This window comes from Pseudoalteromonas carrageenovora IAM 12662 (assembly GCF_900239935.1).
GTDB classification, from domain to species: Bacteria; Pseudomonadota; Gammaproteobacteria; order Enterobacterales; family Alteromonadaceae; genus Pseudoalteromonas; species Pseudoalteromonas carrageenovora.
On sequence record NZ_LT965928.1, the window covers coordinates 88,395 to 109,757 of the forward strand.

Annotated in this window: 17 protein-coding genes; 3 read left to right on the forward strand and 14 right to left on the reverse strand. The window is 39.4% G+C overall.

The window, feature by feature from the left end; translation table 11 throughout:
• The first annotated feature begins 274 nt into the window (after nt 1-274).
• Nucleotides 275-709, forward strand: a complete 435-nt coding sequence (locus ALFOR1_RS00440; RefSeq protein ID WP_058548790.1) for a hypothetical protein — start codon at nt 275-277, stop codon at nt 707-709.
• A 74-nt stretch (nt 710-783) separates the two neighbouring features.
• Here the strand turns inward: ALFOR1_RS00440 and mdoH are convergent, their stop codons facing one another.
• The 14 genes from mdoH to ALFOR1_RS00510 form a co-directional block, all read right to left on the reverse strand.
• Complete coding sequence (gene mdoH, locus ALFOR1_RS00445) at nt 784-2,745, reverse strand: glucans biosynthesis glucosyltransferase MdoH (RefSeq protein ID WP_104641718.1); 1,962 nt, start codon at nt 2,743-2,745, stop codon at nt 784-786.
• On the reverse strand, nt 2,717-4,336 hold the full coding sequence (locus ALFOR1_RS00450; protein WP_104641719.1) for a glucan biosynthesis protein: 1,620 nt from the start codon (nt 4,334-4,336) through the stop codon (nt 2,717-2,719). Before ALFOR1_RS00450 ends, mdoH begins: the two co-directional genes overlap by 29 nt.
• A gap of 335 nt (nt 4,337-4,671) precedes the next feature.
• Nucleotides 4,672-7,401, reverse strand: coding sequence for an ExeM/NucH family extracellular endonuclease (locus tag ALFOR1_RS00455; RefSeq protein WP_104641720.1), 2,730 nt, complete (start codon nt 7,399-7,401; stop codon nt 4,672-4,674).
• Nucleotides 7,402-7,528: 127 nt separating this feature from the next.
• On the reverse strand, nt 7,529-8,539 hold the full coding sequence (gene hemB, locus ALFOR1_RS00460) for a porphobilinogen synthase (protein WP_058548786.1): 1,011 nt from the start codon (nt 8,537-8,539) through the stop codon (nt 7,529-7,531).
• Nucleotides 8,540-8,550: 11 nt separating this feature from the next.
• Complete coding sequence (locus ALFOR1_RS00465) at nt 8,551-10,401, reverse strand: sensor domain-containing diguanylate cyclase (RefSeq protein WP_104641721.1); 1,851 nt, start codon at nt 10,399-10,401, stop codon at nt 8,551-8,553.
• Nucleotides 10,401-11,186: a TatD family hydrolase gene (locus tag ALFOR1_RS00470; protein WP_058548784.1), complete on the reverse strand. Its 786-nt coding sequence runs from the start codon at nt 11,184-11,186 to the stop codon at nt 10,401-10,403. The genes ALFOR1_RS00465 and ALFOR1_RS00470 overlap by 1 nt, the downstream gene beginning before the upstream one ends.
• Nucleotides 11,186-11,716 (reverse strand): hypothetical protein, encoded by a 531-nt coding sequence (locus tag ALFOR1_RS00475; RefSeq protein WP_104641722.1) that lies wholly within the window; start codon nt 11,714-11,716, stop codon nt 11,186-11,188. Before ALFOR1_RS00475 ends, ALFOR1_RS00470 begins: the two co-directional genes overlap by 1 nt.
• A 1-nt stretch (nt 11,717) precedes the next feature.
• Nucleotides 11,718-12,458, reverse strand: coding sequence for a twin-arginine translocase subunit TatC (tatC, locus tag ALFOR1_RS00480; RefSeq protein WP_058548782.1), 741 nt, complete (start codon nt 12,456-12,458; stop codon nt 11,718-11,720).
• 48 nt (nt 12,459-12,506) lie between these two features.
• Entirely contained in the window at nt 12,507-12,830 is a 324-nt protein-coding gene (gene tatB, locus ALFOR1_RS00485) for a Sec-independent protein translocase protein TatB (protein ID WP_227006904.1), read from the reverse strand.
• An 11-nt stretch (nt 12,831-12,841) separates the two neighbouring features.
• Nucleotides 12,842-13,096 carry a Sec-independent protein translocase subunit TatA gene (gene tatA, locus ALFOR1_RS00490; protein WP_058548780.1) on the reverse strand — a complete coding sequence of 85 codons (255 nt, stop codon included), beginning with the start codon at nt 13,094-13,096 and terminating at the stop codon, nt 12,842-12,844.
• Between the two features lie 79 nt (nt 13,097-13,175).
• A complete protein-coding gene (ubiB, locus tag ALFOR1_RS00495; RefSeq protein ID WP_104641723.1) occupies nt 13,176-14,780 on the reverse strand; it encodes a ubiquinone biosynthesis regulatory protein kinase UbiB in 1,605 nt (534 codons plus the stop codon).
• A gap of 9 nt (nt 14,781-14,789) precedes the next feature.
• Entirely contained in the window at nt 14,790-15,473 is a 684-nt protein-coding gene (locus ALFOR1_RS00500) for a ubiquinone biosynthesis accessory factor UbiJ (RefSeq protein WP_104641724.1), read from the reverse strand.
• 11 nt (nt 15,474-15,484) lie between these two features.
• Nucleotides 15,485-16,240: a bifunctional demethylmenaquinone methyltransferase/2-methoxy-6-polyprenyl-1,4-benzoquinol methylase UbiE gene (gene ubiE, locus ALFOR1_RS00505; RefSeq protein ID WP_058548777.1), complete on the reverse strand. Its 756-nt coding sequence runs from the start codon at nt 16,238-16,240 to the stop codon at nt 15,485-15,487.
• 83 nt (nt 16,241-16,323) lie between these two features.
• Nucleotides 16,324-17,310: a diguanylate cyclase domain-containing protein gene (locus ALFOR1_RS00510; protein ID WP_104641725.1), complete on the reverse strand. Its 987-nt coding sequence runs from the start codon at nt 17,308-17,310 to the stop codon at nt 16,324-16,326.
• A gap of 659 nt (nt 17,311-17,969) precedes the next feature.
• On the opposite strand from ALFOR1_RS00510, the gene ALFOR1_RS00515 reads away from it, so the two are divergent.
• On the forward strand, nt 17,970-19,748 hold the full coding sequence (locus ALFOR1_RS00515; protein ID WP_104641726.1) for a DUF885 domain-containing protein: 1,779 nt from the start codon (nt 17,970-17,972) through the stop codon (nt 19,746-19,748).
• 97 nt (nt 19,749-19,845) lie between these two features.
• The gene (locus ALFOR1_RS00520) at nt 19,846-21,327 is read left to right on the forward strand and encodes an FMN-binding glutamate synthase family protein (RefSeq protein WP_104641727.1); all 1,482 of its coding nucleotides are present in this window, start codon (nt 19,846-19,848) and stop codon (nt 21,325-21,327) included.
• Nucleotides 21,328-21,363 lie beyond the last annotated feature (36 nt).

Here is a 21,363-nt window from a genome sequence, read left to right on the forward strand (position 1 = left end):
TTAGTGTTGCTTTTTAATTATGAGTAAGACTATATGGTTAGTTAATAATAATGTATTAGATAGACATTTTATTTACCAAAGTATTCAATGCGTTGGTTTATAACACTATTTTTGTAAATTAATTGTAAGCTTATGAATTTAATAAAGATTTATTGATGGTAGTGATTGCCTAATGTAAAATACCAGCACTTTTAGATGAGTACCCTAGAAGTAGATAAGGAAGTCTCCGCAGAAGAGACGTTTGCTATATTTATTTTATATAAGACGTAACTACATGAATTCTATTAAACTAGCTCCAAATTGGTCATTACAATTTACTAAATGTATTTTAGTACTTTGCTTACTGTTCTTAACTCAAAGCATATTTTCAATTTCTATTAAAACTGCTTTTTTGTTTTTATTACCTATGTTTTTGGTAATAACCCTTTTAAATATCCTTCACCTTCGCTTTCTCAATTGTTATAAAGCAGGAATAAACTACACACGCTTTTTGAACGAGTGCTATATCAATAGCGAAGAAATAAAATGTGTTTCATTTAAACCATTGTTTATTTGTACTGTTTTTAGGGTTGAGCTAGAAAATGGTAAGTCTGTTAATTTCTATAATTGGCGACTCACTGAACAAACGCAAGCTGATATAGCTAAGCTTTATAAAAGTAAAATATGTGATAAAGCCAATTTTTCAAATAATTCGCAATGTAATGCTTAACTGCATTATTTATGGTAATAAAAAAGGAGCAACTTATTGCTCCTTTTTTGATTTTTATGGCCTTTTATTTAGCGCTAATTAAACTTTTTTATCGCTTTAGCTTTTAGCGCTTTCATCTTTAGCTTGCGTGACTTACTAAAGCTTTGGATAGGCATTGTAACCATATGCTCTTGAGGAAGAGATGGGGTAGTTTGTGGATAAGCACCTTCCTTTGGTACTGAAATCTCTTTCAAGTGCGTTTTAAGCGCCTCTAATGTTGTGTCGTTATCAACTTCACTAGGGCAAATAAATATTCCCATTTTTCTTAGTTGTACACCAAGCTTGATACTACTTGTGTAGCGAATAATTGGAGCTCCCAAAATCAAACCGAGTAAAATAGGAGATAACCACCAAAAGAATACAGGCGTAAAGTAATACGCAACACTACCCCAAGCTATGGCCACTAAAGTTGAAAATAATGTATAACCAAATGCTTCTTTCCATGGGACCATTCGCCCTTCGCGAGGTTGAGCATCCCATTTTACTTTTTTACCTAAAAATACACACAGTACAAAATAAGCATGAAAGACCATCATTAATGGCGCAACAATAATTGCAAATACGGTCTCGATAATTGAGCCCAGTATAAGTCTAATTGAGCCACCAAAGCGTTTGTTTCTGTGGATAAGAGTAACAATTACGCCCATCAATTTAGGCATTAATAAAATAACGATCGTTAAGTAAAGTAACGAATCAATTAGATCTGTTTTAGCTATTTGCCAAGTAGGGAATAACTGATAAACACGGTTAAAGTAAACGTCACTGTTTAGCGCACGAGTAACAGCATCTATAGTGCTAAGTGCAAGCATAGAGAGCCAAATTAATGACGAGATATATGCTGTTGCACCTAATAAAAAGTGCAGTTTACTCATTAGTTTTAATTTTGATGAAGATAATAGCCCTAAGTGCTGAATATTACCTTGTACCCAACGTCTGTCACGTACAGCGTAATCTAGAATATTACTTGGTACTTCTTCATAACTACCTTCAATTTCAGATAGTAGTAGTACATCCCAACCAGCACTATGAAGTAACGACGCTTCAACAAAGTCATGACTTAAAATTTCGCCGCCAAAAGGTGCGTTACCTTCAAGTGTTGGTAAACCACAATAATTAATGAATGCTTCAACACGAATAATTGCATTGTGGCCCCAGTAGTTGGCTTTATCTGTTTGCCAAAAAGCAGAGCCAGTAGCGAGCATTGGGCTATAAAGCACCGAAGCAAACTGTAAAAAACGGCCAAAAAAGGTGTCTTGGCGCACAGGGATAGGGATTGTTTGAATTAAGCCAGCTTGTGGGTTATTAATCATGCTAGTTGTTAGTTCTAACATACATTTACCCGTCATTACGCTATCGGCATCAAGTACAATCATGTGATCGTACTGGCTACCCCAACGTTCGCAGAAGTCGGTAAGGTTACCTACTTTACGGTGTTTGTTGTCTTCGCGGCGACGATAAAATACGTGTTTGGCAGTATCACCAAGACGTTCACATAATGCATGCCAAGCACTTAACTCATTTTTAGCTATTTCTGAGTCTTGTGTGTCACTTAATAAATAAAAATCAAAATTATCAAGCTGACCAGTTTCTTTTAAAGATTGCAGGCTAACTTCAAAGCCAGCAATAACTCGGTGAGTATCTTCGTTATAAATAGGCATAACTACAGCCGTTTTTTGCTGAGCAAGGGCTGTATTATCAAACTTAATAGGTTTAATACGTTTTAATGTTAATGGGTCGATACGAAATAATTGCAGCACAAAACCAATTGTACCACTGCAAAAAGCCGTTACTATCCATGCAAAGGTAATAGAGAATAAAACCAAAAGGGCATATTCAAGCAAGGTCATACCGTTTGAGCTTAAAATCTCAAACATAATAGATATGCCGTACCCCGATGTGCCTAAGGCAGCAATGGCAAATAACCATACTCTGAGTGTTTTGAATGGCATGGGTGTGCCTTTTCCTCTATTACTTGATGTCATTTGGGTACCAAACATAACTCCATACCTCGCTAATTTCTTTGTCACGTAATTTTAACGATAAACGCATATCAACGGGTTGATCGTCCTGTGGTGCAATTTTAAAGGCTACACGCCATCCTTGTGAATTTGGAAGTTTTTGCACATTTACATCGGTTACTTCACCCGTTGTAAGTTGAATGTCTGCGTCTAGTATTAGTTGCTCAGAAAGGTGATTTATATCTGAGCCTGTAAAGTCTACGGTAAATTGGCGGTGACTTGGTGGTGGCGGATTATCTTCACCTGGCAAGGCTGCGCTACCAATTCTTGTTCGTAGTACACGCGCTTTTTCATGCTGAGTTAAAAAGGCATTAAAGGTAGTCATTTTGTAGCTTAGTTTTAATGAATCCCCAGCTTTCATTGGCTTTTCAGGTACCCAGTAACTTACAATATTGTCGTTAGTTTCTGTATCGGTCGGTATTTCTACTAGCTCTACACGGCCATTTCCCCATTCGCCTTTCGGTTCAATCCATAGGCTAGGGCGGTTATGATAATGCGCTTCTGTATCAAGGTAATTATTAAACTCACGGTCACGCTGGGCTAAACCAAAACCTTTTGGATTATTGTATGAGAACGATGTAACACTTAACTGAGAAGGATTGTTAAGTGGGCGCCATACCCATTTATCATCGGCTGATTGAGTTAGTAAGCCGTCTGAGTCATGAACCTCAGGGCGGTAATCATCAAAAAACTTAGTGCTGTTTTCGCCGTGATAAAACATACTTGTTAGCGGTGCTACACCCAGCTTTTGAATATCTTTACGCGCAAAAATTTGCATATCAACATCAACAAGCATGTTTGTTGTAGGGTCTACATTAAACTTATATGCGCCAGACACTGAAGGGCTATCTAGTAGAGCAAAAATAGTAATATTAGTTTGATCTGGTTTTGGTTTAGCCAACCAAAACTCTTTGAACATCGGAAACTCTTCACCTGAGTTTTCAGCGGTATCTATTGCTAAGCCGCGAGCAGATAAACCATACACTTGGTTTGGTCCAACAACTCTAAAATACGATGCTCCCTGAAATACCATCACTTCGTCTTTATACTCGTTGGTATTTAATGGGTAATGCACACGAAAGCCCGCATGGCCTAACTGAGTGCCGGCAACACTCTTTGCTATTTCTTCTTGTAAAGGGGCTGCTGTTCCATCGTATTGGTAAAAGTCAGTGCTAAAAGGTAAGCGGCTACGGTTAGAGTCGCCATCAACAGTATTTATTGTAACTGGTGTTTTATATAAAAATCCTGGATGGAAGAGTTGCAATTCGTAAAGGCCTTCGTCTTTCCAAACTGACTTATCTTTTTTAAATCGAATTGAACGGTAGTCTTGGTAATCAATATTATTTAGCGCTTCAAGTTCAATATTTTTAGGTGGTACATATTCTTCGCTTGCGAGCTTTTTAGCGCGAGCGCTAATTACATCAAATAAGCTACTTTGCGGGATTGCTACGTCACCTGTTGCGGCTATTGCTTGGTTGATATTGCCCCAAGTTGAAAAAATAATAAGTAGACCCAGTAATGGCGCTGACTTCTTTGGCCACTGTGGCAGTTTTTGGGTTAATTGTTTCATTCTCATTCCTTAATAAAAACACACTTATTTTTACGTATTAGGGTAAATATTGATTTTTGTTTTAGTTTGTAAATATCGGCTTACCACTTACAGCAAAATCTGAGCCCGTTTAAAAAGTTCAGCTTTTTCAATGAGTAATTAAACCTAAAAAATAAAAATTAGTTAAGTTGTGTAAAAATCACTCAAGGTTGTGTAGTTGTTACTGATTAATTACTAGAGTATTTACAGATAGTATGACCATATTACGGGGGCTTTAATGAAGCTTGTCTGAATTACATTTGTATAAAAATAAAAAAGCCGCTAAACAAAGCGGCTTTTTAGCTAACTATTTTAAGTTATTTCTTTTTAAATCTGCGAAGTACAGAAAGTGGTGCTAAAAGAAGCGTTAACCAAAGTAGTGAACCGGCATCATTGTCATCATCTGAGCGTAGGTTATTTACTTTTACAGCAACTGTTTCAGCACTTGATACATTGCCAGCACTGTCTTGCGCTTGGACTATTAAAGTAATGCGGTTTTCAAATTCATAATCAATATCTTTGGCAACGATTAGCTGGCCTTGATTATTAATTGAAACGCTATCGTTACCTGAAACAATAAACTTAACTACAGGAGACTCGTCTGCATTTGGGTCGCTAAAATCTAGCGTGCCAATAACTGTACCTATAGGGCTATTTTCATCAATTGCAAAAACCTGATCAGGCGCTATTACAGGAGTTTGTTCTTCTGGAGTTAGTACAACTTCAGACTTAATATCGATGATTACAGGATCGTGATCTGACGCGCGGTATGCACTTTCTGAGTAAAGCGTTGATTGGTGACCTTCACTTTTATATTCAAGGTTGTAATCAAGCACAATTGGCTCATCAGCGTTAATATGCCAATCATTTGCTGCAACAACTTTACTAAGTAACGACTCGGTTGCTAAAGCGTGGTCAAGGCTACCTGCACGGCCAGAGAAGCTGTAAGAGTAGCTAAGTGTATCGCCATCCAACTCAGCCACTACGTTTTTATAGCCTTTTTCGTCAAACTTACGGATTGGATCTTCCATTGCGTAAGCGTTCATATCACCAACAAGAATGATATCTTCGTCTTCTACACCGGTTGGTTTTCCATCAAGCCAGTTGCTAAATGCGGTCGCAGCTTCGGTACGAATTTCATTCCAACAGCCTTGGCCATCACCTAGGTCGTCGTTATTGTCATCGCCACAGCTACCTTTAGATTTAAGGTGCGCCACAGACACTGTAAATACTTCATCTGTTGAAAGTGATTTAAAGCTTTGCGCAATAGGGGCGCGGTTGCTGTAATCAAATGGGTAATCAGTAGTGATTGCCGCAGTGCCTACCTCTTCTACTTTATCTGCGCGGTAAATAAGGGCAGTAGTAATTGCATCTGTACCAATTTGGCTTACATTAAAGTCAACATAAGCGTAATTGTTAGCTGTATCAGCATCGTTTAGTGCATTTACTAAACTTGCAATAGCGCTAAATTCACCAAAGCCATCGTTTTCAATTTCCATTAGGCCAACAACATCTGCCTGCATGGCGCTAATAGCGCTAACAAGCTTAGCTTCTTGGCGAACAAGCTCTTCTTCTGAATCAGCACCGCGGCTAGTTGGGAAACCACCGCCTTGGCCATCACCATTAAAGTAGTTAAGCACGTTAAAGCTAGCGATTCGTAAATCGGCCTCTTCACTTTGCTCCGGCGCATCTTCACGCGCATTGGTTGCTATAAACTGCGGTGTAACCGTTGGATGAATACGGTACGTGCTAAAGCTGTATGTAACTACCCCTGTTACTGCATTTACAGTATCGCCAGTACGTAGTGTGTTTTCTGCAGATAAACCTGCAGCTGGGTAAGCCGTTGGATCTGAGTTTTGCGCTGTAGAGCCATCGTCTAATAAGATTTTTTTAGTTAGGTTAGCCGCTTCAACAGCGTTTGCTGCATCACCTGGCAATGCAATTTGAGTACCTTGGTACAAACGCTCAGTGGCAAGTTCTACTTCACCATAACGACCTAAGCCGTAATTATTAGTAACAACCAATGTTTGATCTAGGCTTACGAGCATACCTTCGTAGGCTTCTAGATCAGCTTGGCTGTCTAATGGTAGGCTTATTGTAGTTGCAGAGGCGACTTCGCCAGTACCACATACTGCAATTTGTGTTACATCTGCTAGTTGTGTTGAGTCGTAGTATTCATCAACTGTACCTTGTACGCGTACGTGGTCACCTACATTTACATCGGTATCGGTAAAGTATACAAATAGACCTTCTGAGGTCATTGGGTCGCTATCTACATCTGCTGCTAATGAGGTAACAAAGAAGCCATCTAAGCCATCTTCACCTTGAAAATCAGCGGTTACAATGCCTTCAATTTCAACAACAGTATCCACTAATGGGCTTGCATCGCCTGCGCCTTGTACAGCGCTAATAAGCGTTTTATCAGCGTCACATATAAGCGGTTCTAGTGGCTCTGGCTCAGGGTCTGGCGCAGGAGCCGTACCACCATCGCCAGCATGCGAGCCTAAGCCGTCAAAGGTGTCAATATCAAACTGTTCCCATTCATCACTAGGATTAAAAGTTGCAGTTGAATTAGTTCGTCCCGTTGTGATGCTATTTTTTCTGCGCAGCGTTTTGTTGGCTGTAGCCACACCGCCTTCAGACCACTCTGAGCCTGGATCAACACCCACTTGGCCAAAGCTATCAACTACCACACCGTCTTTAGTTAAAACAAGGGCATCGTCACCGTTATAATAAGTTACTGTGCTGGTTGTATCTGCAATGTTAAGAATGGCAGTGGCGGCACTAGGATTTGAAATGATATAGGTTGTATTGGCAGCCAATGTACCTGTTAAGTCAATTGAGTTGCCAACTGAGCTGCTACCATTTGAATAGAGCCCTAAAGTATAACCTTCAAGAGAAAGTTCAGTGTCTGCATTATTATAAAGCTCAATTGCTTTATTGTTGCTGCTTCCTTCAATGTATTCAGAAATGATTAGATCGGCGGAGGCTGGTGCACTGAGACTTGCTATAACAAGTGCTAGTGGTGTTATTTTTGTTTTAAACATTTTTTATTATTCCCGTGTATTAATCCCAAAATGGGACAACCAGTGTAGAGAATATAAATGACAAAAATAATACAGAAATGTTAACGAATGTAAATGAGAAGGCGGAAGTGCCTTCTCGAAAAATGATTTACTTATTATATAGGTACAGTGCGGCTTGCTTTGCAAAATAGGTTAAAATACCGTCAGCACCAGCACGTTTAAATGCGAGTAAAGATTCCATTATGGTGGCCTCTTCTGCTAACCAACCGTTATCGATTGCAGCTTTATGCATTGCATATTCACCGCTTACCTGATATGCGAAAGTAGGTACACCAAACTCATCTTTTACACGGCGTACTACATCAAGGTATGGCATTCCTGGCTTCACCATCACCATGTCTGCGCCTTCTTGTAAGTCAAGAGCCACTTCACGTATAGCTTCGTCTGAGTTAGCAGGATCCATTTGATAAGTTTTTTTATCGGCACCTTTTAAATTACCGGCTGAACCTACAGCATCTCTAAATGGTCCGTAATAGCTAGATGCATACTTAGCTGAGTAAGCCATTATGCGAGTATGAATGTGACCATCCGCTTCAAGAGCCTCACGAATAGCGCCAATACGACCATCCATCATATCCGAAGGAGCAACTACATCTGCGCCAGCTTGCGCATGTGAAAGCGCCTGCTTAACCAAAATTTCGGTTGTTACATCGTTAATTACATAACCTTCGTCATCAATAATGCCGTCTTGCCCGTGAGTGGTAAATGGGTCAAGTGCTACATCAGTTATTACACCTAGCTCAGGGAAAGCTTCTTTTAGTGCACGCACGGTACGCTGTGCAAGCCCATCATCGTTATATGCCTCTTCAGCAAAAAGAGATTTTTTATCAGAAGGTGTAACCGGAAAAATAGCTATTGCCGGTACACCTAATTTAACAAGTTCTTTTGCTTCATCTAAAAGCAAATCAATTGATAAGCGCTCAATACCAGGCATAGACTCAATCGTTTCGCGTCGGTTTTTACCTTCAAGTACAAACACCGGAAATATTAAATCGTTAACTGTTAATTGGTTTTCAGCCATTAAGCGGCGAGAGAAATCACTACGGCGCATTCTGCGCATGCGGGTATATGGAAAAAGGTCGAGTCCTGATTGGGCCATAATCTATGCTCCTACTGTGGTATTGGAAAACTAATTACTTGGTTACGACCGTTTTGCTTGGCGTAATAAAGTGCTTTATCGGCATTATGAGTAAAAAGCTCAGGGTTGTTTATATCATCTGTAACGGCGGTGTATGTTCCCGCGCTCACGGTGACATTAATAAATGTGCCTGCTACATTTATTTGATTAGTTTCAATTGCTTTACGGATCCTATCTGCAATTTCTAGTGTGCCATCGTGAGGCGTATTTGGTAATAAAATTACAAACTCTTCCCCACCATAGCGTGCAACTTCATCAAGTGGACGCTTTAAATGTTGCTTAATGGTATCAGCAACTGCACGAATAACTTGATCGCCGGTTAAGTGCCCGTAGTTATCGTTTACACTTTTAAATCGGTCTATGTCGAGCATAATAATACTCAATGGTGTTTGCTCACGTCGAGAGCGACGAAGTTCCATAATGAGTTTTTTATCAAAAAAGCGTCGGTTTTTAACACCTGTAAGTGCATCTTCCATATTAAGCTGCTCAAGCTCGTGGTTTTTATCTTCGAGTTCACGAAGTGTTACTTGCAGCTCAAAAGTACGCTCATCAACTTGTGACTCTAGTTCCTTTTGAGTTTGTTCTTGCAACATTAAACGCTCTTTTAAAAGTGTATCTTGGGCTGCATTTTCAGCAATCAAGGTTTGTTGTGTAATTACTTGCTCATCTCGCTCTAAAATAAATAACTTCATTACTGAGTAACACAAACAAAAAGTACTACTAAAAAAGCAAACAAATACAAATCCTAAGCTACTTCTACTAAGCGGGTACAATCCAAAAACAGCAATAATGAGATAAATCAGAACAAGTAAAAAGAGTGCCAGTGCAACTATCAGCGCTTGTATAGGTTTTGATGGTGTATTGCGCATGCATATTATTGTTGTAATTAGGTAATAGCAAACAACAATAGGTGTGGCGATTAAGCAATAAATAGTTAGTAAAGCGTTAGGCAAAGCCCAAATAAAGAGTAAAGTAACAGCAAATATGCTGGTTACTATGCTTTGCCCTGTAATTAATTTAGATGTTTTTGTTTGGCATAATTGTTTTTGTAGTGGTAAAAAAATTAGCGTTGTGAGCATTAATAATACTGGGATCATAAACTGCTGTGCAGCAGGTACATTAGGATGAAAGTAGCGAACCCCAAAGCCACATAAATATGCAAGTAGTACGCCTAGAGTGAGGGTTATTACACCAGCGTAAGCAAAGTATAATTTGCGTGAAAAGCCGTATAAAACTAAGCAGCTCATAGCAAGCGAAAATAAAAAGCCAATAAGTAACCCAAAAACTAAATTAAGCTTTGTTTTATGGATTAGATATGCGTCTTGCTGCCAAAGCGTAATAGGCACGCGTAGCCCCGCAGCATTATTTACTTTAATAATTACAGTACTCACACTATTTGCAGGTAACGTTAGCTTTGCCAGCAGAGATTCACTTTTTAATGTTCGCTTAGCAAACGCAAACGAATCGCCAAGTTGGGTATGGGATAGCAATTTTGAGTCATAAAAATGATAAACCTGAACTTCGTTTAAAAGTGGGTTATCAAGAGATAACAAAGGGCTGGTCTTTACTGACAAAGTATTTTTAACCGTAAAGGATAGCCATACAGGGCGCTGCTCAAAACCTAAGTTTAAAGGCTTATGAGCTATTTTCTGCCAATCATCACTATTCTTTTTATAGGCATTTTGTGGTGAGGTAGGTGAAAACGAATAACTTAATGTATCCACTTTTATTGATTTAAAGTTTTTTGTTATGACGGGGTTGGCGAAAGAGCAAAAAGCACAAAGGAGCATTAATAGGCTTAAAAATGCCTTTGCGCACGTCATTAACGATTCTCTAAACCAAAAATGCGGTAAAAGTTTTTTGTCGTTTGATTTGCAACTATGCTTTCATCAATTTGATAAAGCTGAGCAATTGTTTGGCAAATATAAGGCAGTAACGCAGGTTCATTTTTGCGTGATTTCGGCTTTGGTTTGACGGTTCGTGGAATCAAAAAAGGTGAATCTGTTTCTATTAGTAATCGTTCCAAAGGGATACTTGGTACTAGCTGTTGCAACTCTTGACCACGTCTTTCATCACATACCCAGCCAGTTATGCCAATATACAAACCTAACTCTAAATAGCTTTTTAGTGCTTGCGCATTACCCGTAAAGCAATGAAGTACACCCCGCACGTTATATTCTCGCAGAATACTCAGCATATCATCACTTGCATCGCGTTCATGCAAATATACTGGTAAATCTAGCTTTTCAGCCAAGGCGAGTTGGCGCTTAAAAACATTACGCTGTACATCTCGAGGTGAAAAATCACGATTATAATCTAGGCCACATTCACCAATCGCTATAACTTGCTTGTTGTTTGCAAGCATAGTTAATTGCTCTTCTAATTCATTTGTAGCTAATTTAGCGTCGTGTGGATGAATGCCTGCCGTTGCGTATTGATGGTGCTTTATAGCAAGCTCAAGTGATTGCTTACTGCTTACTAGATCACAACCTATAACAAGCATTTTTTTAACGCCCGCAGCATTAGCGCGGGCAATTACGTCATCATGAACTTGAGCAAATTGATGATTAGTTAAATTAACGCCTGCATCAATTAAATTATCGATCATTACTGAGTGCGCTTCACACGAATAGAGCGGTTTTGCCCATCTTTGCGCAATAGGAATGAATTAAATACTCCACGACTAATAACAACAGTGTCAGACTTTTTTAGTTTAAGGCTATCTGAACCAATTTGACGCCACTCTTGGCTATTATCAAGGCTAATAATAAGTTCGCCATATGGTGCTTTTTTTACTGATGATACGAGAGCTGTAATATTTTCATCTTTATCTTTGGTAATTTCTTTATGCTCTAATCCAAAGTCATCGTCTTTAGCTGCTGGAGCAGAAGCTGTTACCGCAGCAACGGGAGCGCTTACGTTAGGCGTTATATTAGCGACTGGCTTTGGCGGCGTAAGTGTTTTTTTCTCGCTTGGTTTTGTTAGCGGTTTGCCTGCAACTGTGTTGTCGTAGCAAAGTAAGCGATTAAAATCATTTTCAATAAAGCTGCATGCTTGTAATGCTTGAACGTTAATTTCTTGCGCTGTAACGGTAGGAGCGCTTAGTAAAACCAGTAGTGAGAGTAGTTGTTTTTTCATTTTATTCCTCAGATTCCTGTTGTTCTTTAGCGCTATAAAATCTCGCTAAAATTAAACCTAGCTCAAATAAAAGCAGCATAGGAAATGCTAATAATGTTTGTGATAGCACATCCGGTGGCGTTAAAAACATAGCCACTACAAATACGCCAACCACAATATATGGGCGTTTTTCTTTTAAACTTTGTGTAGTTGTTGCACCACTCCAACATAGCAGCATTATGGCTACGGGAATTTCAAACGCCACACCAAAAGCAAAAAACAGCTTAAGTACAAACCCTAAGTAGCTACTAATATCCGGCGCTAGGGTCATCATTTGTGGCCCTACACTGGTAAAAAAACCCAATATAATAGGCAGCACTACAAAGTAACAAAAGGCAATCCCACCATAAAACAATAAAATGCTTGAAGCCAAAATTGGCATTAGCATGCGTTTTTCATGTTGGTATAAACCAGGCGCTATAAACCCCCAAATTTGGTGCAATATCCACGGAATAGCGCCAAATAAAGCAATAAACAGCGTTAATTTAAAGGGTGCAAAAAAGGGCGCAGTGACATCTGTGGCAATCATAGTCGCTGTACTTGGTAAGTGTGCCACTAAAGGTGCTGCTACAAACTCATATATATCATTAGCAAAATACACTAAGCCAATAAATATTACGAAAATGCTTAAAAGCGCTTTAATAAGCCGATCGCGAAGCTCAATTAAGTGAGCCACAAACCCTGATTTAGCTTGCTCAGTCATTATTTTCTATACCATGTAATAAGTTGACCACAAATAGAGGAATTAATTTCACTTTTTTTCATCAGGTTGTTCGTTAGCTGGTGTGCTTGAGGGGGTTTTATAGCTATGGGTAACCGACTGAGCTGCCTTTTGCAGCTCGTCAACCGACTGCTGTAGCTCTGGGCTTAAATCTTTGAGTTCTTGTTGCTCTGCTTTTTTAAGGTTTTCGTGTAGCTCATGAATACGTAGCTCTTCACTTACTTCTGCCTTGACCGAATTAGCCATCGACTTTACCGTTTTTACCCAGCGCATTACGGTACGAATAGCTACCGGTAAACGCTCAGGGCCAAGAACAACTAAGCCTACGATAAAAACTATAACAAGCTCCCACATTCCCATACTCGTTAAACCTTAGTATCGTCTTTGGTTTTTTCAGTACTTTGCGTATCTGTTGGGGTGGCTTTTTGAGATTCTTGGATCTGCTCTGTTTTTTCGCTGTCCGAATCTTTATTTTGATCATCAGACATTGCTTTTTTAAAGCCTTTTACTGCGCCGCCTAAGTCTCCGCCCATACCGCGTAGTTTTTTAGTGCCAAAAAGAAGTACGATAATTGCTAAAACAATTAATAATTGCCAAATGCTAATGCCACCAAGACCCATGGTTATCTCCAACTTATAAATGCTTAAATGTTTATTTTAAGTACTAATTATACGCCCTGTGGCATAAATAGCACTTAGTTTATGTGTTGCGCCACGCCGCTATAAAACTAATTGCCGAAGCTGCTATTACCACACCCGACGCGATGTAGTCGCGCTGCAGATAACATAGCGCTGAAACAATAAGTGTAGCGCTACCAAAAAGGCTAAGCACTAATGCTTTATGTGACACTTTATTAGGCTGTGAATACTGTGCTTGCGGACTACGCTTTAAATTTTGATAAATTAAATCAGGTAGTTCTGGCATTTTTTCAGCCCAAAATGGCAGGTTAGCATACATTTGTTTCATTACTGATAACGGGCCAACTTGCTGTTTTACCCATTCCTCTAAAAATGGTTTAGCTGTTTTCCATAAGTCGAGCTGTGGATATAACTGACGGCCTAGCCCTTCAACATAAAGTAATGTTTTTTGCAGTAATACCAGTTGCGGCTGTACCTGCATATTAAAACGTCTTGCTGTATTGAATAAATTAACCAGTACATGGCCAAATGAAATTTCAGCCAGTGGCTTATTAAATATAGGTTCGCATACGGTACGTATTGCAAATTCAAACTCTTCGATGCTGGTATCGGGTGGTACCCAGCCAGAGTCAACATGAAGCTGTGCAACTTGACGGTAATCGCGATTAAAAAAGGCAATAAAGTTTTCTGCTAAGTAGCGTTTATCTTCTTTATTAAGTGTGCCAACAATACCGCAATCTATGCCAATATACATCGGGTTTTCTGGATGCTCGCGGGAGACAAAAATATTGCCCGGGTGCATATCGGCATGAAAAAAGCTGTCTCTGAATACTTGTGTAAAAAACACTTCAACACCACGCTCCGCCAATAATTTCATGTTGGTGTTCTGCGCCATGAGTGAGTCGGTATCTGATACTGGAATACCGTAAATACGTTCCATTACAAGCACATTACTACGGCTATAGTCACTGTAAACAGCGGGAATATATAATGATTCTGAGCCTTCAAAGTTTCGCTTTAATTGAATGCCATTGGCCCCTTCACGCATTAAATCGAGTTCATCTAGTAGTGTTTTTTTGTATTCTTTTACTACTTCTACGGGGCGAAGACGCTTAGCTTCGTTAAGCACCTTGGCCAGCACTTTAGCGAGCTTTTCCATTAGCGCTAAATCAGCATTAATTTGTTCGTGAATGTTTGGCCTAATTACTTTTATTACTACGTCTTGCTCAATGTTTTGAGCATCAATCAATTTTGCTGTGTGCACTTGCGCAATAGAAGCTGATGCCAATGGCGCTTGCGAAAACTCGCTAAATAGCTCGTTTATATCGTTAATTTCGAGTGATTTTTCTATTATTTGTTGTGCAAGTTCACCTTCAAATGGCTCAACTTGGTCTTGTAAAAAGGCAAGCTCTAATGCGATGTCGTGTGGGAGTAAATCTCGGCGGGTTGAGAGCATTTGGCCAAACTTGATCCACACAGGGCCGAGCTCTTGCAATGCTAAACGTAACCGCAGTCCTGCAGGTTTTTCTTTGTGCTGATTACGCAGCCAAAACAAACTACCACGCGCTACTTTACCAAACCAAGGTATCTTATGTTTTGGAATTAGTTCGTCTAGCCCATAGCTAAGTAATGTTTTGGTGATGTTATACAAACGTGCAGTCGACACAAAAAATCCTTAGCGAGGTTTCGAAGATGAAAAAGAGTTTAATAAAGCATTTATACGTTGCTCAACAGCAGCAACTTGACCTTTAAGTTCTCTATTTTTTTGTTTAAATTGCTCAAGCTCTAACGGATGAATGGTTATCGCGAGCTCATCTTGGAACAAGCTGCTAAGCATACTACTTATTTTTGAGTGAGCTTTAGCGCCTTGATGTTTGAGCATCGTTAGATTTTGAAATAACAGTTGAGCAGGAGCATCACCAATATAGCCTGAGAGTTGCTCAGGCCAATCAATATCTAGGCTTGAAAATGCATTACTATATGTCTGTGCAATGTTTAAGTCGCCTTGTAAGTCGAGCTTATCTTGACGAATTAATTGGGTTAGCATTGCCGGGTTTTTAAGTGCTAGCAGTGTATTTATATCGGCGCTTATCATGCAATCTGCATTTTCGTTATTTAGTGCGCTGTATAAATGCAATTGCTCATCACTGTAAATTAGCTGAATACTTTGCTGCCAGTCTCTTACTTCAACTACTAAGCGCTGATGCTTAACTGCGCTTAGCTTTTGTGACAATTGCGGATCAAGTTCAAGTGCTTGATTTAGTACTCGCTCAATAAGCGATAATACAAAGTTAGGTAACATAAAAAATTCAGCGGGTGTTACGCCACTATTATTGTTAACTGTATTATCAAGCGCCATAAATGCCTGCCTTAATATTTAAAACCACGGTGTAGAGCAACAATTCCGCCAGTAAGATTTTGATATGTTGTTTGCTCAAAGCCGGCATCTTCCATCATCGCTTTTAAAGTATCTTGATCTGGATGCATACGAATGGATTCTGCTAAGTATTTGTACGATTCGCTATCGTTAGCAACTACTTTGCCCATGGTTGGTAATAAATTAAACGAGTAAAAGTCGTAAGCTTTGCTAAGTAGCTCATGCTCAGGTTTTGAAAACTCTAAAACAAGTAAGCGACCACCTGGCTTTAAAATACGGTACATAGAGCGTAGTGCTTTGTCTTTATCGGTTACATTACGTAACCCAAAGGCAATGGTGATCACATCAAAGCTATTATCTGGGAATGGTAGCATCTCGGCGTTCATTTGAACGTAATCAATATTGCCTACTAAGCCAAGGTTATGCAGTTTTTCGCGGCCAACTTTAAGCATAGATGAGTTAATGTCGCCCAATACCACTTGACCAGTTTCGCCAACCAATTGACTAAATTTTGCCGTTAAATCGCCAGTACCACCGGCTAAATCAAGAACGTGGTGACCTTTTCGAACACCTGAACTTGCAATGGTTTGACGCTTCCATAAACGATGCACACCAAAAGACATTAAATCATTCATTACATCGTATTTTGCAGCAACTGAGTGAAATACATCAGCAACCATCGAAGCTTTGTCGTTCTCGGCTACGGTTTTATATCCAAAATGCGTGGTCTTTTGTTCGGTTTCGTTCATGATTAATCTCTATCGTGACAATAGAGGTTAGTGTACTTGATTGTACGCGGTAGGTGCAATTTGAATATGATTTATCAGGTAATTTATTGTCCAGCGGTGTAGCTGCTTAGCCCTAAAGAGCGAGCTTTAAATGCCGCATGAGAGGCTTTTTTTGCTAACTTATTAAAATCATCTTCGTGTTGATGCTGAGCAATTCCTAAAGATAGGTCAATACTAGGCAATTTAACTCCAGTTTTTGAGCTGACAAAGCGAAGTTTTTCCACACCATTACGTACCTTTTCAGCAATGACATTCGCTGTTTCAGGGTCAATATTAGCAAGTAAAACAGTAAATTGATCTTTAGCTGTACGCCCAGGTAATCCACTTTGAAAAACATATTTTTGCACTTGCTTTGCGACCTTGTTCAATATTACCTCACCAATAATGTCTCCATAATTATGTGTAAAGTGATCAAGGTTATCTATTTGAATTGCTATGGCACAAATAGACTTTTGTTGATTGCTCCAAGTTTGGGCTTGCTGCGTTAAATAATGGCGCTTATAGAGCCCTGTTTGGGTATCGACTATATGTTGCTTTCTAAGTTGGGTTAGTTGTTTTTGTGTTCTTTGATGCAGCTGTTTAGCTTTACTTAATTCTTGTTTAAATAGCTTATGCTGATTTAACAGTTCTGCTGTTTGGTTGTTGAGCACTTTAAGCGCTTGGCGGCTTTGCTCTATATTCTTTTCGTCAAGTGTATGCACGCATTCACTTACTTGACCCGCAAAACGGATTATTTGTTTTTCTGTATTTTGCGCATTATTTGAAAGCGAGTTTATAACACCATCCACATTTTGAATCATGCTCACTTGCGTTGTATGGCCTGTATTTAAAAACTCGCTATAGAGCTGTTCTATTAAAACACTATCAATATTATCATTTGCAGAAATTGCACGGTCTAAAGCGGTATTAAGCTTGTTATTTACTTGGCTAGTATAAGTGTAAATAACTTGATAGTTCAGCGGTGTAGGAGGAAGCGAAAAGCGCTCTAAAAAAATACACACTTTAGTCATTTTTTCTTGAGCAATAGCCATGGAATCATGGAACATCATTATTTAATACCAACTAAGTACGCATAAGTGCAAATTTGAAATATCTCATTCCATGAGGCGGTTATGCGTCCCAGCTTTTTATTGTTTTTTACTACAGTAATCGTTATATCGGCTATTTAAAAGCAAAAATGAGGGTTAGGGAACATAAATTTAACTTTAACGGCTCAATAGCTGTTTTTCTCATCAATTAAGCTTGTTTTTACATATTTTAACGTATTAAACCTTGTTATTAGTAAGGTTAATGCGATTAGGGCGTGTTGATCTTTGCGGATTGAAATTTGTTCAATCTAGGGGCGATTAAATCGCGGCGCGAGGTTTGTAACCTAGTGGGCTAAGTAAAAACCGAGTAAAGCTTCCGCGTCCTGCTCACGCCCCTTACCTACATCCATGTAGGCAACAAAGAGTTTATCGCCCCTAGGAAGAACCCGAAGGGCAGCGCATGTTTAGCATTTATGCTGCGTTATCGCCTATTTATGTGGAATAACCACACTACATAGGCTCTGCCTTGCCTAAAAACCAAACATACTGCTGCAAATTCAACCATCAAAGATCAACACGCCCTAAGCTTATCTCATTTACTTGCTATTTATTTACCCTACGATAGCTTAAAGCAATCTGTTGTATTACGAAGCTAAATTATAATGAATTATTTATTCCCCAAAACATTTCGTCAGTCTCTTTTTAGTATGGCTGTTTTATGTTCATTAAGTGCATGTCAAATAACAACGCCAAATGCAAATGAGCAATTTTCTAAAGTTGCACAATCTATTGTTCAATATAGAGAAAGTACAAGTCCTTATAGTAGCCCTCAAGGTGTTGATGGTTATTTGTTAGCTAACTTGTCGCCTGAATATTTAGAGCAAGAATATAAAAATAAAATACAACTCTTAGCTGATTTAGATGCAGTTGATATCGCTAAATTGAGTGATGAAAATCAGATTAACTTTAGTATTATTCGTGCACAGGTACAAAACAGTGTTGATGAATATGTATTTCATGCGCACTACATGCCGCTTACTTCTGAATATGGCTTTCATTCTGGATTATCTTACATGGTAAATAGCTCTCAATATAAAAAAGAGCAAGATTTAGAGGTATATCTAGCACGTTTGTCACAAGTTCCACGATTTTTTGAGCAAAATATTTATTGGATGAAAAAAGGCTTGGAAACAGGGCTCACTCAGCCAAAGGCGGTACTTAAAGGTTACGAAGACTCTATAACAACTTATATTGTTGACGATGTAACTAAGTCAGAATTTTATAAACCATTTTTAACTAATACTGCAGGTTTGAGTGATAGCGACTTTTATGCTCTTCAGCAACAAGCTAAGGCAGTTTTAAAAAATAAAGTTATCCCTGCTTATAAAGAATATTTAAGGTTCTTCACTGAGCAATACCAACCTGGGGCTCGTACTAGTATTGGTATTTCAGATACGCCTAATGGTGAGGCATTTTATAAAAATAGAGCTAAATACTACACCACCACGGATATGACACCTAAAGAGATCCACGAGTTAGGCTTAAAGGAGGTGGCTCGTATTCGTAGTGAAATGGAAACGGTCATAGCAGAGGTGGGCTTTGAAGGCTCGTTTGCTGAATTTGTTCATTTTTTACGAACCGATCCACAATTTTATGCAACAACACCAGAGCAGCTTTTAAAGGAAGCGGCTTATATAGCAAAAAAAATGGATGCGCAGCTACCTAAGTTATTTCATACATTACCGCGTATGCCCTATGGTGTAGCGCCGGTGCCTGGAGCTATAGCGCCAAAATACACAACAGGGCGCTATTCAGGCTCAAGCCGTGACGATCAGGCTGGCTTTTATTGGGTAAACACGTATGCGCTTGATAAAAGGCCGCTTTATGTTTTAGAAGCGCTTACGTTACATGAGGCTGTACCTGGGCATCATTTACAAATATCACTAAATGCCGAGCTTGAAGATTTACCGAGCTATCGTCGAAATGCGTACCTTTCTGCCTTTGGTGAAGGGTGGGGGCTTTATTCTGAATACTTAGGAATAGAAGCTGGCTTTTATCAAGACCCATATAGCCGCTTTGGACGTTTAACGTATGAAATGTGGCGAGCTGCTCGCTTAGTGGTTGATACTGGCATGCATATGTATGGCTGGAGTCGTGAGCGTGCTATGAACTTTATGAGCGAGAACACGGCGCTTTCACTTCATAATGTAAAAACCGAAACCGACCGTTATATATCGTGGCCTGCGCAGGCACTTTCATACAAAATTGGTGAGCTAACAATTAAACGTTTACGCACTGAAGCCGAGCAAGCACTAGGGCAAAACTTTGATATACGTGAGTTCCATCATCAAGTATTGCGACATGGCTCTGTGCCATTATCGGTGCTAGAAACACAGGTTCGTTTATACATTAAAAATGAGCTAGAAAAATCGCAAAATTAACGCTCAAGGCGTATAAACCTTGAACAAATAAAGGTGTTGTGTCATTTTGGCGCAACACCTTTTTTTATTTTTTAAAACAGCCATCAAGGGGCCTTGGATGAGCAATTTTATAATTTTTAGCATTGATGTATTTGCGAGTATTTTTATTGTCGCACTTGGGTTAATTGTTCTTACTGTTATTATTTTTTATTTTCGTGATATTACACAAACAAAACATGCAATTAGGCGTAACTACCCGGTTATTGGCCGCTTTAGGTATTTTTTTGAACGCCAAGGTGAATTTTTTAGGCAATACTTTTTTGCCCAAGACAGAGAAGAAATGCCATTTAACCGCGCAGAGCGAAGTTGGGTTTATCGTGCGGCAAAAGATGTAGATCGCACAGCGGCATTTGGTTCAACGCAAAGTCTGGAAGTAACTGGTACGGTCATGTTTATGAACTGTGCTTTTCCTACTTTAGATGAAGAAGCACTCGACCCAAGTAATGTTACCCTTGGGCCGCATTGCAAAACACCTTACACCACAAATTCATTATTTAATGTGTCAGGTATGAGCTTTGGTGCACTTTCAAAACCGGCGGTACGTGCTTTATCAAAAGGGGCAAAGCTTGCTGGATGTTGGATGAACACGGGTGAAGGGGGCTTGAGCCCTTACCATTTAGAAGGTGGGGCCGATTTGGTATTCCAAATTGGGACAGCAAAATATGGCGTGCGTGATGAGCATGGAAACTTAAGTACCGATAAGCTAAAAGAAATTGCAGCTCATGATCAAGTTAAAATGTTTGAGCTTAAAATGAGCCAAGGTGCAAAGCCAGGTAAAGGGGGCATGCTACCTGGGCGCAAAGTAAATGCTGAAATAGCAAAAATTAGAGGAATACCCGAGGGGCAAGATTCAATTAGTCCAAATGGTCACCCTGAAATTAAAAAGCCTAGCGATATTTTAGATATGATTGCCACGGTACGAAACGTGACAGGTAAGCCGACTGGCTTTAAAGCCGTAATTGGTGATTACACTTGGCTTGAAACACTCTTTGCTGAAATAAATCATCGTGGTATAGAGTCAGCTCCTGATTTTATTACTATTGATAGTGCCGATGGTGGCACGGGCGCTGCGCCACAGCCGCTATTAGATTCGGTTGGTTTGCCACTGCGCGAAAGCTTACCGCTTGTAGTTAATATGCTTGAAAAGCATGGTCTTAGAGAGCGTATTAAAGTTATTGCATCGGGTAAACTTATTGTTCCTTCAAAAGTGGCGTGGGCACTTGCGCTTGGCGCCGATTTTGTTGTGTCTGCTCGCGGACATATGTTTGCACTAGGGTGCATTCAGGCAATGCAATGTAATAAAGATACCTGCCCAACGGGAATTACCACTCATAATGAACGATTGCAAAAGGGCTTAAATGTTGCAGATAAAGCGCAGCGGGTTGCTAACTATAATAGGTATATTCATTATGGCGCTGGATTAATTGCTCACTCATGTGGTGTAACAAGTGCGCGCGAATTAGGGCGTAAACATGTGCGAATAGTGCAAGAGAGCGGGCTTTCTGAGCCGTTAGATAAAATTTATGAGAACTATCAATAAAAAACATCATTAAGCACTATCAACAAAAGCTTGAAT

What these genes read in the sequence shown, in the direction of transcription:
- ALFOR1_RS00440 (WP_058548790.1), top strand. Translation starts at nt 275, where the DNA reads ATGAATTCTATTAAACTAGCTCCAAATTGGTCATTACAATTTACTAAA.
- mdoH (WP_104641718.1), bottom strand. Translation starts at nt 2,745, where the DNA reads ATGTTTGGTACCCAAATGACATCAAGTAATAGAGGAAAAGGCACACCC.
- ALFOR1_RS00450 (WP_104641719.1), bottom strand. Translation starts at nt 4,336, where the DNA reads ATGAAACAATTAACCCAAAAACTGCCACAGTGGCCAAAGAAGTCAGCG.
- ALFOR1_RS00455 (WP_104641720.1), bottom strand. Translation starts at nt 7,401, where the DNA reads ATGTTTAAAACAAAAATAACACCACTAGCACTTGTTATAGCAAGTCTC.
- hemB (WP_058548786.1), bottom strand. Translation starts at nt 8,539, where the DNA reads ATGGCCCAATCAGGACTCGACCTTTTTCCATATACCCGCATGCGCAGA.
- ALFOR1_RS00465 (WP_104641721.1), bottom strand. Translation starts at nt 10,401, where the DNA reads ATGACGTGCGCAAAGGCATTTTTAAGCCTATTAATGCTCCTTTGTGCT.
- ALFOR1_RS00470 (WP_058548784.1), bottom strand. Translation starts at nt 11,186, where the DNA reads ATGATCGATAATTTAATTGATGCAGGCGTTAATTTAACTAATCATCAA.
- ALFOR1_RS00475 (WP_104641722.1), bottom strand. Translation starts at nt 11,716, where the DNA reads ATGAAAAAACAACTACTCTCACTACTGGTTTTACTAAGCGCTCCTACC.
- tatC (WP_058548782.1), bottom strand. Translation starts at nt 12,458, where the DNA reads ATGACTGAGCAAGCTAAATCAGGGTTTGTGGCTCACTTAATTGAGCTT.
- tatB (WP_227006904.1), bottom strand. Translation starts at nt 12,830, where the DNA reads ATGTGGGAGCTTGTTATAGTTTTTATCGTAGGCTTAGTTGTTCTTGGC.
- tatA (WP_058548780.1), bottom strand. Translation starts at nt 13,096, where the DNA reads ATGGGTCTTGGTGGCATTAGCATTTGGCAATTATTAATTGTTTTAGCA.
- ALFOR1_RS00500 (WP_104641724.1), bottom strand. Translation starts at nt 15,473, where the DNA reads ATGGCGCTTGATAATACAGTTAACAATAATAGTGGCGTAACACCCGCT.
- ubiE (WP_058548777.1), bottom strand. Translation starts at nt 16,240, where the DNA reads ATGAACGAAACCGAACAAAAGACCACGCATTTTGGATATAAAACCGTA.
- ALFOR1_RS00510 (WP_104641725.1), bottom strand. Translation starts at nt 17,310, where the DNA reads ATGGCTATTGCTCAAGAAAAAATGACTAAAGTGTGTATTTTTTTAGAG.
- ALFOR1_RS00515 (WP_104641726.1), top strand. Translation starts at nt 17,970, where the DNA reads ATGAATTATTTATTCCCCAAAACATTTCGTCAGTCTCTTTTTAGTATG.
- ALFOR1_RS00520 (WP_104641727.1), top strand. Translation starts at nt 19,846, where the DNA reads ATGAGCAATTTTATAATTTTTAGCATTGATGTATTTGCGAGTATTTTT.